This is a genomic window from Caulobacter sp. GW821-FHT10A10 (genome assembly GCF_059415745.1).
The window spans coordinates 13730-28977 of sequence record NZ_JBWKNV010000014.1 but is presented as its reverse complement, the minus strand read 5'-3'; the positions used below and the strand labels follow the sequence as shown (position 1 = coordinate 28977).

The 15248-nt window shown below is 69.4% G+C and carries 13 protein-coding genes and 2 pseudogenes; 5 read left to right on the top strand and 10 right to left on the bottom strand.

Going from position 1 to position 15248, the window contains the following annotated elements; translation table 11 throughout:
* Window positions 1-3 precede the first annotated feature (3 nt).
* The 3 genes and pseudogenes from AC07NS_RS25710 to AC07NS_RS25700 form a co-directional block, all read left to right on the top strand.
* Window positions 4-975, top strand: coding sequence for an HAAS signaling domain-containing protein (locus AC07NS_RS25710; protein WP_494607972.1), 972 nt, complete (start codon window positions 4-6; stop codon window positions 973-975).
* A 186-nt stretch (window positions 976-1161) separates the two neighbouring features.
* Complete coding sequence (locus AC07NS_RS25705; protein WP_494607970.1) at window positions 1162-2997, top strand: DUF885 domain-containing protein; 1836 nt, start codon at window positions 1162-1164, stop codon at window positions 2995-2997.
* Between the two features lie 96 nt (window positions 2998-3093).
* Window positions 3094-3213, top strand: a pseudogene (locus AC07NS_RS25700) (hypothetical protein); the annotation flags it as partial.
* 48 nt (window positions 3214-3261) lie between these two features.
* Here the strand turns inward: AC07NS_RS25700 and AC07NS_RS25695 are convergent.
* From AC07NS_RS25695 to AC07NS_RS25675, 5 genes are all read right to left on the bottom strand, one after another.
* Window positions 3262-4086, bottom strand: a complete 825-nt coding sequence (locus AC07NS_RS25695) for an oxidoreductase (protein ID WP_494607968.1) — start codon at window positions 4084-4086, stop codon at window positions 3262-3264.
* A gap of 28 nt (window positions 4087-4114) precedes the next feature.
* A complete protein-coding gene (locus AC07NS_RS25690; RefSeq protein WP_494607966.1) occupies window positions 4115-4891 on the bottom strand; it encodes an alpha/beta fold hydrolase in 777 nt (258 codons plus the stop codon).
* Window positions 4892-4924: 33 nt separating this feature from the next.
* Window positions 4925-6010, bottom strand: coding sequence for a redoxin family protein (locus AC07NS_RS25685; RefSeq protein WP_494607964.1), 1086 nt, complete (start codon window positions 6008-6010; stop codon window positions 4925-4927).
* Window positions 6011-6036: 26 nt separating this feature from the next.
* The gene (locus tag AC07NS_RS25680) at window positions 6037-7062 is read right to left on the bottom strand and encodes an alpha/beta fold hydrolase (RefSeq protein ID WP_494607962.1); all 1026 of its coding nucleotides are present in this window, start codon (window positions 7060-7062) and stop codon (window positions 6037-6039) included.
* 138 nt (window positions 7063-7200) lie between these two features.
* Entirely contained in the window at window positions 7201-7620 is a 420-nt protein-coding gene (locus tag AC07NS_RS25675; protein WP_494607960.1) for an organic hydroperoxide resistance protein, read from the bottom strand.
* A gap of 143 nt (window positions 7621-7763) precedes the next feature.
* Between AC07NS_RS25675 and AC07NS_RS25670 the strand changes: the two genes are divergently transcribed.
* The gene (locus tag AC07NS_RS25670) at window positions 7764-8222 is read left to right on the top strand and encodes a MarR family winged helix-turn-helix transcriptional regulator (RefSeq protein ID WP_494607959.1); all 459 of its coding nucleotides are present in this window, start codon (window positions 7764-7766) and stop codon (window positions 8220-8222) included.
* 175 nt (window positions 8223-8397) lie between these two features.
* Window positions 8398-8943 carry a DUF1697 domain-containing protein gene (locus AC07NS_RS25665; RefSeq protein ID WP_494607956.1) on the top strand — a complete coding sequence of 182 codons (546 nt, stop codon included), beginning with the start codon at window positions 8398-8400 and terminating at the stop codon, window positions 8941-8943.
* 441 nt (window positions 8944-9384) lie between these two features.
* Here the strand turns inward: AC07NS_RS25665 and AC07NS_RS25660 are convergent, their stop codons facing one another.
* The 5 genes and pseudogenes from AC07NS_RS25660 to AC07NS_RS25640 form a co-directional block, all read right to left on the bottom strand.
* Entirely contained in the window at window positions 9385-9879 is a 495-nt protein-coding gene (locus AC07NS_RS25660) for a RidA family protein (protein WP_494607954.1), read from the bottom strand.
* 29 nt (window positions 9880-9908) lie between these two features.
* Complete coding sequence (locus tag AC07NS_RS25655; protein ID WP_110118707.1) at window positions 9909-10310, bottom strand: c-type cytochrome; 402 nt, start codon at window positions 10308-10310, stop codon at window positions 9909-9911.
* Window positions 10311-10341: 31 nt separating this feature from the next.
* Window positions 10342-11922: a flavin monoamine oxidase family protein gene (locus tag AC07NS_RS25650; RefSeq protein WP_494607952.1), complete on the bottom strand. Its 1581-nt coding sequence runs from the start codon at window positions 11920-11922 to the stop codon at window positions 10342-10344.
* 274 nt (window positions 11923-12196) lie between these two features.
* Entirely contained in the window at window positions 12197-14695 is a 2499-nt protein-coding gene (locus AC07NS_RS25645; RefSeq protein WP_494607950.1) for a TonB-dependent receptor plug domain-containing protein, read from the bottom strand.
* Between the two features lie 453 nt (window positions 14696-15148).
* Window positions 15149-15221 (bottom strand): annotated as a pseudogene (locus AC07NS_RS25640) (hypothetical protein); the annotation flags it as partial.
* Window positions 15222-15248 lie beyond the last annotated feature (27 nt).

Genomic DNA, 15248 nt, shown 5'->3' with positions numbered 1-15248 from the left:
CACATGGACCTGCTCGACCGCTATCTCGGCGCCGTGGGCGCCCTGCTGCCGAAAGCCCAGCGCGAGGACATCGTCGCCGAGCTGCGCGACATCCTGCTCAACCGCATCGAGGAACAGGAGGAGGCGCTCGGCCGTCCCCTGACCGACAAGGAGCGCGAGGCGGTGCTCAAGGCGTTCGGCCATCCGCTGGCGGTGGCCGGCCGCTACGGCCCGCAGCAGAGCCTGATCGGCCCGACGCTCTATCCGTTCTACGTCTTCGCGCTGAAGCTGGCGCTGGCCCTGGCCGCGATCGTCACCGTCGTGCCGGCGGCGGTGGTCGCCCTGCTGGGCCGGGGCGAGGCGCTGAACGTCGTCATGGACGCGATCACCCACGACTTCCCGCGCTCGGCCCTGATGCTGGCGGGGCTGGTGACCCTGGTCGCCGCCGGCATCGAGCGCGGCTGGGTGCCTTTGACCGGCCTGACCGAGTGGAACGTCCGAGACCTGCCGCAGCTGACCCGCAAGAAGGGCATGTTCGAGGCGCGCTTCGAGGCCCTGTTCGAGTTGGTCGCCACCGCGCTGTTCATCCTGTGGTGGACGGGGCTGTGGCGCGTGGACCTGACCGGGGCGGTGACCCTGCAGGGCACGATCGCGCTGACGCCGTCGCCGGTCTGGGCCAGCCTCTACTGGCCGATCCTGGTCTGGGCGGTGCTGGGCCTGGGCGCCTCGCTGATCGCCCTGGTCAAGCCGGGCCTGGTGCGGGCGCGGGCGGTGTTCGACCTGCTGACGGCCATCGGCGGCATGGTCCTGACCACCCTGCTGTGGAAGTCGCTGCCGCTGTTCACCCTGACGCCGGTGACCTCGACGGCCAAGGACGTGGGCCAGCTGCAGCAGGTGGTCGACACCGGCTTCCACATCGGGATGTTCGTGGCTGGGATCATCTTCGCCTGCCAGATCGGCGCGGCCCTGTGGCGCCTGTACAAGGGCGCCCGCTGAGATCGAAGACGCGGGGACGGATCTTCCAGTGCTTTGATGACACGGAATTAATCCGTCCCCGGTTGCCCCGCCTGACGCGGACATTTACGCCTTCGCCCCAGCTGTTTCGGGCGCGGCATGATCGCGGCCGGACGTAAGGATCGAGCCCGCCCGAGGGGGAGGGGCTCCAGGGAAGGGGACTCTCTCTTGCAAAACCGCCGCGAACTTCTGCTGTCGACCGTGGCCGCCGGCCTGGCCGCCGCCGCCGCGCCTTCGCTGGGCTTCGCCCAGCCTGCCGCCGCCGCCTCGGGCGAGGCCGCAAAGCTGAACGCCTTCTTCGACGACGCCATGGCCAAGCTGCTGCGCCAGGCCCCCGAACTGGCGACGGGCCTTGGCCTCGACAGCGGCGACCTGGCCTGGACCAAGGGCCTGCTGAGCGACCGCTCGTTCGAGGCGATCGCCGCCGGCGCGGCCCAGACGACCGCCCAGCTGGCCCAGCTGCGCTCGATCGACCGCAAGGCCCTCTCGGGCATGGACGCGGTCAACTACGACACCGTCGAGTTCACCCTGGCGGTGCAGGACGAGGGCAATCGCAAGTTCACCTACGCCGGCGGCGGCTCGGGCGCGCCCTACATCCTCAGCCAGCTGACGGGCTCCTACCAGTCGATGCCCGACTTCCTGGACACCCAGCACAGCATCGAGACCAAGGCCGACGCCGACGCCTATCTGCAGCGCATGGAAGGCTTCGCCCGCCTGATGGATCAGGAGACCCTGATCGCCAAGAAGGACTACGCCGACGGCGTGATCCCGCCGGACTTCGTCATCGACAAGGCCCTGGTGCAGATGAAGGCCTTCGCCGACACGCCCACGGCCGACGCGCCGCTGGTCAAGTCGGTGGCCCGCCGCACCAAGGAAAAGAAGATCGACGGCGACTGGGCCGGCGAGGCTTCGAAGGTCTATGAGAACTCGGTGCTGCCGGCCCTGAAGCGCCAGATCGCCCTGTTGGAGAGCGTGCGCCCGAAGGCCACGCACGACGCCGGCGTGTGGCGCCTGAAGGACGGCGGCGACTACTACGCCGTGTCGCTGAAGAACTACACGACCGCGACCATGAGCCCCGACGAGATCCACCAGCTGGGCCTGGATCTGGTGAAGTCGATCTCGGCCGAGGCCGACAAGCTGTTCAAGTCGATCGGCATGAGCAAGGGCACGGTCGGCGAGCGGATGGCCGAGCTGGGCAAGGACATCTACGAGAACACCGACGCGGCCAAGGAACAGCTGATCGCCGACCTGAACGTCAAGGCCAAGTGGATCGAGAAGCAGTTGCCGGCCTATTTCGGCCAGCTGCCGAAGGCTGAGCTCGAGATCCGCCGCGTGCCCAAGGCCATCGAGGCCGGCGCGCCGGGCGGCTACTACAACTCGCCCTCGCTCGACGGCAAGCGCCCGGGGATCTACTGGATCAACCTGCGCGACACCAAGGAGCAGGCCAAGTACACCCTGACCACGCTGACGGTGCACGAAGGCGTCCCGGGCCACCACCTGCAGCTGTCGCTGTCGAACGAAGCCCAGGGCCTGCCGATGATCCGCAAGGTGATCGGCTTCTCGGGCTATGCCGAGGGCTGGGCGCTCTATTCCGAGCAGCTGGCCGTCGAGATGGGCATCTACAAGGGCGACCCGCGCGGCCACATCGGTATGCTGCACGACGCCCTGTTCCGCGCCGTCCGCCTCGTGGTCGACAGCGGCATGCACTACAAGAAGTGGACCCGCGAACAGGCCGTCAAGTACATGGCCGAGACCATGGGCGACGAGGAAAGCGGCACGATCACCGAGATCGAACGCTACGTCGTGTGGCCGGGCCAGGCCTGCTCGTACATGCTGGGCAAGATCACCTGGCTGCGGGCCCGCGAGCGCGCCAAGAAGGAACTGGGCAAGAAGTTTGACATCAAGAAGTTCCACGACGCGGGCCTGCTGTCGGGCATGACCCCGCTGACCGTGCTGGACCGCGTGGTCGACGACTACATCGCCGCGACGAAGGCCGGGAAGTAAGGCTCGGGCTTCTTCGGAAGGTTCGAAGAGGGGGAGCGCTCGCGAGGGCGCTCCCCTTTTTCGTTGGGAATGGGACCAATTGGACCTGGAAAATAGGCTCGTCATCCCGGCCGCAGCGAAGCGGAGAGCCGGGACCCAGGGGCCGCCGCACTACGCCTGGCCGTCGCCGGGGCGCCCGATCGATCCGCCGCGCCCAGTCCCCTGGGTCCCGGATAAGCCCTGCGGGCTTTCCGGGATGACGACTGGGGGAGTCTAGGAGCCCGCCTAGAAATCCGTAGACGCGCTCAAGTCCGCCCAACGTTCCAGTTCGGCCGACCGGCGGGCGCTGGCGGCGCGGATGGCGGCGAGGGCGTCGGAGCCGAGGGGCAGGCGCAGGGGCGGCTCGTCCATGGCGGCCAGCTTCAGGATGGCCTGGGCGGCGCGGGCGGGATCGCCGGGCTGGCGGCCGTGATACTGGGCCTGCATTCGCGCGGCGGCGCCGACGACGGCGTCGTACTCGGCCCGGCCAGGGGCGAGATTGGTCGAGGACCCGGCGAAGTCGGTGCGGAAGCCGCCCGGCTCGACGATCGTCACCTTGACCCCGACCAGGGCCATCTCCTGGGCCAGCACCTCGGAGAAGCCCTCGACCGCCCACTTGGCCGCCGAATAGGCCGCCCGGCCGGGGGCGCCCAGGCGTCCGCCCACCGACGACAGCTGCACGAAGTGGCCAAAGCCCTGCTCGCGCAGCAGCGGGATCGCCGCCTTGGTGACGTTGATCGCGCCGAACAGGTTGGCGTCGATCTGCTTGCGGAAGTCGTCGAGGGAGGTGTCCTCCACCGAACCGATGTCGCCGTAGCCGGCGTTGTTGACCACGACGTCGAGGCCGCCGAAGTCGCGCGCCGCCAGGGCGACGGCGCGCTCGGCCGCCGCGGGATCGGTGACGTCGAGGGCGGCCAGGCGCACGGCGTCGCCGTACTGCTCGGCGAGGTCGGCCAGGGCGGCCGGATCGCGGGCGGTGGCGACGACGCGCTGGCCGGCCTCGAGCGCGGCCTGCGCCAACGCCCGGCCAAGGCCGCGCGAGGCGCCGGTGATCAGCCATCTGCGGGACATGGCGGTTCTCCTTCCTTTCAGGCCCGGCTCAGCGGGCCGCGGTCTCGATCAGGGCCGAGACGGCGTGGGGGTGCGAGATCATGACGACGTGCGAGGCGCCGGGCACGGTGACGACCTGGCGGGCGTGGGCGCGCTTCGCCATCCAGGCCATGGCGGCCGGCGGGATGTTGCGGTCGGCCTCGCCATAGACCCACCAGGACGGGATGGTCTTCCAGGCGGTCGCCACGGCCTTCTCGGCGCCGGCGGCGTCGGTCAGGGGGCGCTGGGCGATCGCCATCAGCCGGGCCTTGGCCAGCGGCACGTCGGCAGCGAACTGGGCCGGGAACTTGTCCTGCTTGATGTAGAGGTCGTGGGCGCCGCCGGGCAGGTCGACCGGCTTGTCGAGCGCCTCGCCCAGTGTGCCGCCCGGGAACTTGCCGGCCAGGTCGAAGGTGCTTTCGCCGACCTCGGGCGCGAAGGCGGCGACATAGACGAGGCCCTTGACGTTGGCCGCGCCCTCGGCGGCGGCCGAGATTACCGTGCCGCCGTAGGAGTGGCCGACCAGCACGACGGGGCCGGGGATGGAATTGATCACCGTGCGCACGGTGGCGGCGTCGGAGGCCGCGCCGCGCAGCGGGTTGGCGGCGGCCACCACGTGGTAGCCGTCGCGGGTCAGGTCGGCGACCACGCCGTCCCAGCTACTGGAGTCGGCGAAGGCGCCGTGCACGAGGACGATGGTGGGCTTGGCGGCGGGCGGGGCGGCCTGGGCGGCGGCGACGCCGGTCAGGCTGAAGGCGAGCGCGAAGGCGAGGGCGGTCTTGGACATGGAAGGTCTCCTGAAGGCGTGGGGAAGGGCGGGCTAGCCGAAGGTGAAGACGTAGGCGCGGGCGCCGGGGTCGAGGAACTCGATCTGGAAGGTCCGGTCGGTGATGGCGCCGGCCTGGCGGACCAGCTGATACATGCGGGGACGGTCGACCACGCCCGAGCCGTCGGCGGCGACGTCCCAGCCGTGATCCTGGCCGGGCGGGGCGCCGTCGAGCGTGACGCGGAACCGCAGCTTTTGGCCGGGCGCCGACGGGGCCAGCACCATGTGCAGGTCGCGGGCGTGGAAGCGGTGGACGAGGCCGGCGGCCGGGGCGTCTGACGTGGCGAACTCGCGGCCCGCCGTCCACTGAGCCGTCAGGCCCCAGCCGTTCAGCGGCAGGCGATCGGGCGCGCGGTAGAGGTGGCTGCGGCCGGGCCGCAGGCCGCCGGGCGAGACGCAGGCCTCCGCCTGGCCGTAGCCGACATAGCTTTCGCCCGAGCCGAGGTCGTTCCAGTCGGCGGCCGCTTCGGGACCGCGCTCGACGGCGGCGGTCGGACCCGTGGGAACGGCCGGGCCTGGGATCTCAGCCAGCAGGTCCTGGATCCGGCGGTCGCAGGCGTCATAGCCGCCTTCGCCGTCGACATGGCCGCGCTCCCGGCCGTTGGCGTCGATGAAGTGGAACGACGGCCAGGCGTTGTTGGCGAAGGCGCTCCAGATCCGCCGCTGGCTGTCGAGCACGACCGGGAAGTCGACGCCGAGATCCAGGACGGCCTGGCGCACATTGGCGGTCTCGCCCTCGAAGGCGAACTCGGGGGTGTGGACGCCGACGATCGCCAGGCCCCGGTCGCCATAGCGGGCCTTCCAGGCGCGCAGATAGGGCAGGGCGCGCAGGCTGTTGATGCAGGAATAGGTCCAGAAGCAGACGACCACGACCTTGCCGTCGAGGGCGGCGGCGTCGAGCGGCTGGCTGTTCAGCCAGGGGCTCGACAGGCGCAGGGCGTCGGTCGCCGGCGAGGGCGTCAGGGCTCGGGCCACGGCCGAGCGGGCCGGCGGCAGGGCCAGCACGCCGCCCAGCGACAGGGCGCTAAGGCCGGCGGCCTTCAGCCAGGCGCGGCGCGACAGCGGGTTGGGATCGGCCATGGCGATGGCTCTTTCTCCGGTAGGCGTCAGGCCCAGCGGGCGACGTCGAGGACGGCCTTGGCGAAGGCCTGGGGCGCTTCCTGCGGCAGGTTGTGGCCGACGCCGCCGCCGATCAGGCGGTGCTCGTAGCGGCCCTTGAACTTGCCGGCGTAGGCGGCGGGCGCGGGATGCGGCGCGGCGTTGGCGTCGCCCTCCATCGTGATGGTCGGGACGGTGATCACCGGGGCCTGGGCGAGCTTGGCCTCCATGGCGTCGAAGCGGGCCTCGCCCTGCGCCAGGCCCAGCCGCCAGCGGTAGTTGTGGATGGTGATGGCCACGTGGTCGGGATTGGCCAGCGAGGCGGCCGAGCGGGCGAAGGTCGCGTCGTCGAAGGCCCACTTCGGCGAGGCGGTCTGCCAGATCAGTTTGGCGAAGGCGTCGGTGTTCTGGGCGTAGCCCTTCGCGCCGCGCTCGGTGGCGAAATAGAACTGGTACCACCAGGAGAGCTCGGCCTGGGGCGGCAGCGGGGCGGCGTTGGCCTGCTGGCTGCCGATCAGGTAGCCGCTGACGCTGACGAGGGCCTGGCAGCGCTCGGGCCACAGGGCCGCGACGATGTCGGCGGTGCGCGCGCCCCAGTCGAAGCCGGCGATCACGGCTTTCGGGATGTTCAGCGCGTCCATCAGGGCGATGACGTCGGCCGCCAGGGCGGCCTGCTGGCCGTTGCGGGGCGTCGCGTCGGAACGGAAGCGGGTGGAGCCGTAGCCGCGCAGGTGCGGGACGATCACCCGCTTGCCGGCCGCCGCCAGGATCGGGGCCACTTCGGCGAAGGCGTGGATGTCGTAGGGCCAGCCGTGCAGCAGGATCACCGGCGCGCCGTCGGCGGGGCCCTGCTCGGCATAGCCGACGACGAGGTCTCCGGCCTCGACCTGGCGCAGGGTCCAGCTGGGCTGGGCGGTGGTCGCGGCGCGGGCGGAAGAGGCGGCCAGGGCGGTGAGGGCGGCGGCCCCGCCCAGGACGGCGGCGGCCTGGAACAGGCGGCGACGGCGAAGATCGATGGCGGGCGAGGCGGTCATGGTGGGCTCTCCGGTTGCGCGGTGAGAGTGGCGCGGACGGGCGGACGGGGATTGGCGGCGATGATCGCGATTTGGACCGGCTGGAAGCGGCGAGGCGGGCCGATGGGACGGGGGAGGGGGATCGGCCCGCCGGCCGGGTCAGATCAGGTTCAGCTCGACGTCGATGTTGCCGCGCACGGCCTTGGAGTAGGGGCAGGTCTGGTGGGCGGCCTCGACCAGGGCGCGGGCGGTGTCGGCGGGGAGGCCCGGCAGGCTGACATTGAGGCGGGCGCGCAGGACAAAGCCTTCGCCGGCCTTGGCCAGGTCGACCTCGGCGTCGATCGCCACGTCGGCCGGCAGGGCGACGCCTTGGGCGTGGGCGGCCAGGCCGAGAGCGCCGATGAAGCAGGCCGACCAGCCGGCGGCGAACAGTTGCTCGGGATTGGTCCCGGGACCGGCGCTGCCAGGGCGCGACAGGCGCACGTCGAGCTTGCCGTCGGTGCTGCGGGCCGCGCCGTCGCGGCCGCCGGTGACGTGGGTGATCCCGGTGTAGAGGACGGTGTCGATCGGGGTGGTCATGGCGTTTTTCCTTTTCAATCGGATCCGATGTAATCGGTACCGATCTCATAAATCCGAGTTCGAGCGCGTGTCAACCTTCCGATTTAATCGGATCCGATTTATATTCGCGACGTCCGATCCGATCCCGCTTCCAGAAGGCCGCCATGACGACGCCCGACACCGCCGAGAAGAAGGCTCCGCGCCTCGCCGATTTCCTGTGCTTCGCGGTCTATTCGGCCAACCTGGCCTATGGCCGGGCCTACAAGCCGATCCTCGACGACCTGGGCGTGACCTACACCCAGTGGATCATCATCGTGGCGCTGTGGGAGGAGGACGGCCAGAGCGTCAAGAGCCTGGGCGACAAGCTGTTCCTGGAGTCCAACACCCTGACCCCGATCCTCAAGAAGCTGGAGAGCCTGGGCTATCTGACCCGCCGCCGCGACCCGGCCGACGAGCGCCAGGTGATCGTCAGCCTGACGGAAGCCGGGCGGGCTTTGCGCGAGAAGGGCGGCCAGAAGACCCTGGTCAAGGCCACGGGCCTGGCGCCGGAGGAGTTCGCCCAGGTGCAGAAGACGGTCACGAAGGTGCGCGACAACCTGATCAAGCACGCCAACGACGGGTGAGGGGGCCGCCCATCCACGGCCAGGGTCTTCGCCAAGGGCGACGGACCTTGCGTTGCGTCCGTCATTTCATGGCGAAAGGTCCGCCGGACCCGGCGTACGAAGCGCCGGCCTCAAATCCCCCGCAACGGCGGCCCGCCCAGGGCTTAAACAGCCGCCTCGTTCGAAAGGCCCGACCATGTCCCTCCACATCGCCCTGCTGCGCGGCGTCAACGCCGCCGGCGGTCGTCTGATCACCGCCGACGAGCTGACCGGCCTGCTGACCGATCTCGGCCACACCGAAGTCCGCATGGGCCCCAAGGTCGGCGACCTGCTGTTCGAGAGCGGCGAGCGCACCGGCGCGGAACTTCAGACCCAGATCGAAACCGAGCTGATGGCGCGCCTGGGCCTGCGCACCGATGTCTATGTCCGCACCGCCGAGGCCTGGCGGGCCCTGGTCGCGGCCAACCCGTTCCCGGACTTCGCGGCGGCCGATCCGGGCTGGCTGATGACCCTGTTCTGCAAGGACACCCCCGACAAGAAGGCCATGGGCGCCCTGCGCGCGGCGATCCGCGGGACCGAGCAGGCGCGGGCCGAAAGCCGCCAGATCTATGCGATCTATCCCGACGGCCTCGGCGGCTCGAAACTGACCACCAGCCTGGTCGAGAAGACCCTCGGCACGCGGATCACGGGGCGGACGTGGACGGCGGTGCTGGCGCTCGCCGACATGCTCGAGCCGATCTAGTTCCTCACTGTCTTTCCTGTCGCCATCGCCCCGCCCCTCTTCAACCGCGCCGGCTTCGGCGAACGGCGACAAGCCTCTGAACGTCCGCTCGCCACCCGTTGCGGACATCAGATGCGGCGCGCCCTCTCTCTTAGAGAGAGGGAGGGGCCCATCGCTACGCGATGGGAGGGTGAGTGGTTACATCTTCAGCCGGCGTGCCGGCACTTCGCCCGCAACAGCGCCAAGATAGTCCAAGGGCTTCGCCTACCCACTCACCCTCCCACGCCTACGGCGCGGGTCCCTCCCTCTCTCCATGAGAGAGGGACTCAAAACCCGCACGGGGGCGTGCGCACCTGAGGCCCGCGGTGGAAGGGATCGGGGTTCGCCGGCTGGCGGTGAAACCTCTCGCCCTCCCACCGCTGCGCGGCGGGCCCCTCCCTCTCTCAGAGAGAGGGATTCTCCTTACTTCTTCGGCGGGCGGGCCGCCTGGACTTCGATCTCGACCAGCATGCCGTCGGCGACGAGGGCCGAGACCTGGCTGGTGATGCGGGAGGGCTTGTTGGGCTGTTCGGCGGTGCCGAAGAAGGTCTTGTAGCCTTCCATCATGCCGGCGAAGTCCATCTTGCCGTCCTTGGCCGGGTCGCCGACCAGCAGGACGCGCATCATGACCACGTCCGACAGGGTCGCGCCCTGGCTCTTGAGGGCCTCTTCCAGGCGCTTGATGACGCCGATGGTCTGGGTCTTGGTGTCGCCGAACTTGGCCACGCCCGTGGCGTTGGCGTCGACGACCGGCGGGGTCATGCCGCTGACATAGATGGTGTCGTAGCCGGCCGGCACAGTGACGACGCTGGCGATGGCCGACTTGGGGTCGCCGCCGCGGACGATCCCCTGGGCGTTAGCCGCGAGCGGAGCGGCGAAGGCGGCGGCGCCGAGCAGGGCGAGGGCGAGGCGTTTCATGGGCGTCTCCTGGTTTGTCTTTTCGGAACTCAGTGGGCCTGCAGGCCGCGGGCCTTGGCCTTGGCGTTCGACTGGGCGCGGACGCTGGAGATGTCGGCGAAGCTGACGGGCTTGCCCTTGTTGCCCCAGGCGCCGCGCACGTAGTTGAGGATGCCGGTCAGCTCGGCGTCGGACAGGTCGTCCTTGAACGAGGGCATGCCGGCCCGGCCGTTGATCACGACGGCGGCCATGAGCTTGCCGTCGCCCTGGACGATCGGCGCGCCGGCCAGGGCCGGGAACGCGCCCTTGACCCCCTTGCCGGTGACCTGGTGGCAGGCCGAGCAGTTGTCGGCGTAGAGGCTCTGGCCGGTCGGCGGCGCGGCGAGGGCGGCGGACGCGCCCAAGGCCAGCGGAGCGGCGGCCAGGGCGGCGATGATGGCGTTGCGAAGCATCAAGTCTCCCCGAGGATCAGAAGTGCGGTGGTCAGGCGGCGCGGACGCGGGCGTGCAGCTTGCCGATCTGCTGCCAGGCCGACTCGATGGCCCCGGCCTGCCAGCCGCCAAGATAGCTGAGGTGCTCGCCGGCCAGGTAGAGGCGGCCGTCGGGCTCGCACAGCACCGGATAGGCGCTCTTGCGGCCGTCTTCGCTCCACTCGGCCCAGCCGCCGAGATTGAACTCGGCCAGGTGCCAGCAGAACGAGAAGGCGTTCTCGAAGCTGTCGGCGTATTCGGGGAACACCTTCTGGCCGGCGGCCACGGCGAAGGCGGCGCGGTCGGCCGGGCTCTTGGCGCTGATCTTGGCCGCTTCGCCGCCGAACGAATAGTAGCCCAGCAGCACGCCCTTCTGCGACTGCCAGCCGGTCGAGGGCAGGCTGATCGTGCCGATGCCGGGCATGTCGTTGTAGATGTGGCCGCCGTAGATGAAGTGGTCCTCTTCCCAGAAGCGGCGCTTCATCTGCAGGCCGATCTTGTTGACCGGGGCGTAGGCCACGCCCTCCATCGCCGCCTTGAACGGCTTTGAGGCCTGCAGGTCGACGCCGCGCAGCACGCTGAGCGGGATGGTGCAGATGCAGTAGTCGGCGCTGATCTCGTCCTTCTCGCCGAAGGCGTCGCGGTAGCCGATCTTCACGCCCTTGGCGTCCTGGCGGATGGTCTCGACGACGCTGGAATAGCGGATCAGGCCGCCGACCTTGCGCTCGAAGGCCTTGGCGATCTGGTCCATGCCGCCGATCGGCTGCAGCATGGTGCGCTGCTGTTCGTAGCCGGCGACGGAGGTCAGGGTGCGCCAGGCGCCCGAGTGCAGCACGTCGGCCATGCTGCGCGGGGTCGAGGGCTTGCCCGGACCGGGCGAGACGCCGGCGCCGGGATGGACGTCGAAGCCGCGGCCGTCCGTGCCGGTATAGGCGAAGTCGGTGGGCGACAGCCGGCCCTCGTTGACCATGTAGGCGACGAAGAGGTCGCGGTCCTCGGCGGTCATCGCGCTGTCCAGCCCGCCCTTGGCGGCGACCTTGGCGATCAGTTCGGCGGCGTGGCCGCGGGCGTCGGCGGCGATCTCGCCCTTGCGGACGGGCTTGCCCTTCAGCGGACCCTCGCCCTTCTCGAAATAGACATAGGCGGCGTCGTTGTCGTTGACGAAGCTCTCCAGCGGCACGCCGAACAGCTTGGTGTAGTGCAGGGTCGAGCGGTGGTGGTACGGGATCCGCCACGGGCCATGGTTGATGTAGAGCCCCTCGTCGAACTGGCAGGTCTGGTCGTTGCCGTTGAGATCGACGTGGCGGAAGCCGCCCCGGGCGCTCTGGCAGCGGCCGCCGGCGAAGCCCCGGGCCTCCAGCACCTGCACCTCATAGCCGTGCTTGGTCAGTTCGTAGGCGGCGGTCAGGCCGGCCAGGCCCGCGCCCAGCACCACCACCTTGATCCCCTTGCCGCCGCCTTCCAGCGGGGGCGGGGCCGCCTGCGCCGAGGCGAAGCCGTAGCCCAGGGCGTCCATGCCGGCCATGGCCAGCGATACGCCTCCATAGGCCGCCAAGCCTTCGAAAAACCGACGACGCGTCAGAACTCCGTCCATATGCCCGCCCTGCTTTCTTGTTCCGCCGATCGATGCCGCGGCGGTGGGGTCCATCTCGAAATCACCGTCTCGCGGGGGCAATCCATTTGCCGCGCGAGGAGCCTTCGACCTGTCGAGGAACGCCGTTGTGCCGAGCCCTTGGGCGCCTGTGCGTGCGCATGAGCGAAGTCTGGGCGAAGGGCGTGCGGCGGCGGAATCGAAGGCCGAAACGAAGGGAGCCGGACACTGGGCCCGGCTCCCCATAGCGCTGGAATTTCCGGCGCTTAGCCAGCGTTTAGAACGTGTAGGTCAGGCGTCCGTAGTAGTAGCCGCCGTTGATGCCGAAGGGCGAGAAGGACGGATACTGGGTGACGCAGCCGCCGCCGGAGGCGACGCAGGCCGACTGGAAGGCGGCCGAGTACTTGTCGGGATACTCGTTGAACAGGTTGTTGGCGCCGATCGCCGCCGTGACCCCGACCGGGAACTTGTAGGAGACCTCCAGGTCGGTGATCGCCGTGGCGCTGACCACGGTCATCAGCAGCGGGCCGGTGCCGGGATCGGCCAGGGCCGAGGCCTTGCCGTAGAAGGTCTCGGTCAGGCTGACCGTGACGGGGCCGAAGCTGTAGAGGCCGTTCAGACCGATCTTGTACTTGGGCGAGGCGGTCTCGAGCAGCGAGGCGGCGTTGCCGGCGAACAGCACCTGGCCGCTCGGGAAGGCCGTGCTGGTGGTGGCCAGGGCGGCCGGGGCGGCCTTGACCTTGGTGATCTTGGTCTCGTTGAAGTTGCCGCTCAGCGTCCAGTCGATGCGGCCGTAGTCGCCCAGGCTGGTCGGGTAGGACAGCACCACGTCGACGCCCTGGGTGCGGGTGTCGAGGCCGTTCGAGAAGATGTTGATGCCGGTGCTGGTGACGGTGCTGTCCAGCACGTTGCCGTTGGCGGCGATCGCGGCGTTGACGTTGGCGTTGACCACCACGCCGTTGCGGATGCCGTAGATCGAGCTGGAGCCGAAGATCCGGTCTTCGAGCTTGATGCGGTAGAAGTCGATCGTGGCCGTCAGCTTGGGCAGCGGGTGGGCCACCACGCCGAGGCTGTAGTTGGTCGACTTCTCGGGCTTCAGCTTGGAGATGCCCAGCAGGGCGGCCGCCGCCGAGTTCGGCGCCAGCTGCACGAAGGCGCTGGTCGGCGAGACGTTGGTGGCCGAGTAGTAGGATTCCGCCAGGGTCGGGGCGCGGAAGCCGGTGCTGAGCGTGCCGCGGACGGCGAACATCGGGTTGAAATCATAGCGGCTGGTCAGCTTGCCGACCGTGGTGTCGCCGAAGTCGCTGAAGTCCTCGTAGCGCAGGGCCACGTCGACCTTCCACGGCTCGATCGGCGAGACCGCCAGGTCGGTGTAGAGCGCCCAGCTGGTGCGGCTGTGGCCGCCGGCGTCGGTCTTGGAGAAGCCGGGATAGGACTGCGAGCCTTCCTTGTAGGTCGAGGCCGCGTCGCCGGCCCCGATGGCGTAGGTGTCGCGACGCTGCTCGACGCCCAGGGCGACGTTCAGCGGCGTGGCCAGGCCGACCTCGAAGTCGTGGCGCAGGTCGATGTTGTTGGTCCACTGGGTGGTGCGCCAGCTGCCGGCGTGGAACGAGGTGGGGGTGAAGCCCTTGGTCGTGGTCGTCGAGGTGTCGGCATAGAGGCTGGCGTTGGCCGAGTCCTCGACCCGCACCTCGATGTCGTCGAGGCCGTAGGTGGACGACACGTCCAGATCCCAGCCCAGAACCTTGCCGCTGAGGCCCAGGGTCATGGCGTAGTCGTCTTCGATGATCCGCTCGCGCGGGCTGAAGCCGTTGGGGAACGGCCGGTCGGCCGCGCCCATCTTGCCCTGCACGCGGTTGTAGCGGCGGTAGTTCTCGTAGGCCGAGGCGTCCTTGTGGCCGTAGGTGCCGAACGAATAGACCTCGAAGTCCTCGGGCAGCTCGACCCCGGCGTTGAAGGCCAGGACGTGCATCCGGTATTCGGCGTCGCCCGAGATCAGGTTCAGGTTCGGATAGCCCGAGATCTGGCTTTCGACGGCGTTGTTGGCGGTCGAATAGCTGGGGCTGGCGGTGTTGTAGACGCGCTGGTCGGGCAGGCCGCGGTTGGAGAAGCCGTGGTATTTGCTCTCGACGGTGAGGTTCAGATAGCTGTTCTCGGTCGGCGTCGTGCCGAGGTTGGCCGAGAACGAGGCGGTCTTGCCGCCGCCGTCGAAGTACTCGCCGCCCGTGGCCGAGACCACGCCGCCGGAATTGGCCTTCTTGAGGATGATGTTGACGACGCCGGCGATGGCGTCGGTGCCGTACTGGGCGGCGGCGCCGTCGGTCAGCACTTCGATGCGACCGATCGAGGACATCGGGATGAAGCCGAGGTCGGCGGAGGCGGCGCCCTGGTAGGGGCCCGACAGCACCGCGAAATTGGCCGTGGTGTGGCGGCGCTTGCCGTTGATCAGCACCAGCGCCTGGTTGGGCGACAGGCCGCGCAGGCGAGCCGAAAGGGTGAGGTTGGCCGTGTCGCCGCCGAACGCCTGGGCGTTGAAGGACGGGACCAGATTGGCCAGGCCCAGGCGCAGGTCGACCTGGCCGGTGCGCTCGAGGGTGGCGGTGTCGACCACCTGCACGGGCGCGGGGCTGTCGGCGACCCGCAGGCCGGTCTGGCGCGTGCCGGTGACGATGACGGTGTCGAGTTCGACGGAATCCGCCGCGGGGGCCGGTTCCGCGGCCAGCGCGACAGTGGTGGTGCAGAGAGCAATCGACAGAGTCGAGATTCCGGCGATCAAGTTATTCTTGAGATTATTATGCATTGTAGCCCCCTCTTCGCATAATCAACGCATGATTGATGGTTCCTCCGTGGGGTCCCGCCCTGGATGTGTTCTTATTGTTGAACGCGAATACAAGACTGAACAGTGGCTATGCCGAGGATGAGCGTCGGGCAGGCCACTGGGTTCGGCAATGGGCAGGGGGCGTTGCGAGGCTGTTACATGGCCGCTAAGCGGCGCGCCGCTTCATTTCGCGGCGCCGAACGGCGGTTTACCAATTGGCCTGATCATCCGGCTGGCGCCCCGGATAACGATGTTTGATCTTGCGCGCACGAACGGGGTCATGCCGCCAGCGCCTATCCGATCTGCGGAATCTCGCTGGGGTGGAGCGGGAGGCGTTGACGATCCTTCCGGGGGAGCTTCGGGCGCCAGGCCCGCAATCTGCTCGTCATCCCGGAAAGCCCGCAGGGCTTATCCGGGACCCAGGGGCCAAGCGCAGTGCGGCGGCCCCTGGGTCCCGGCTCTCCGCTTCGCTCCGGCCGGGATGACGGCGGGGGGAGGGGATGAGGTGGAG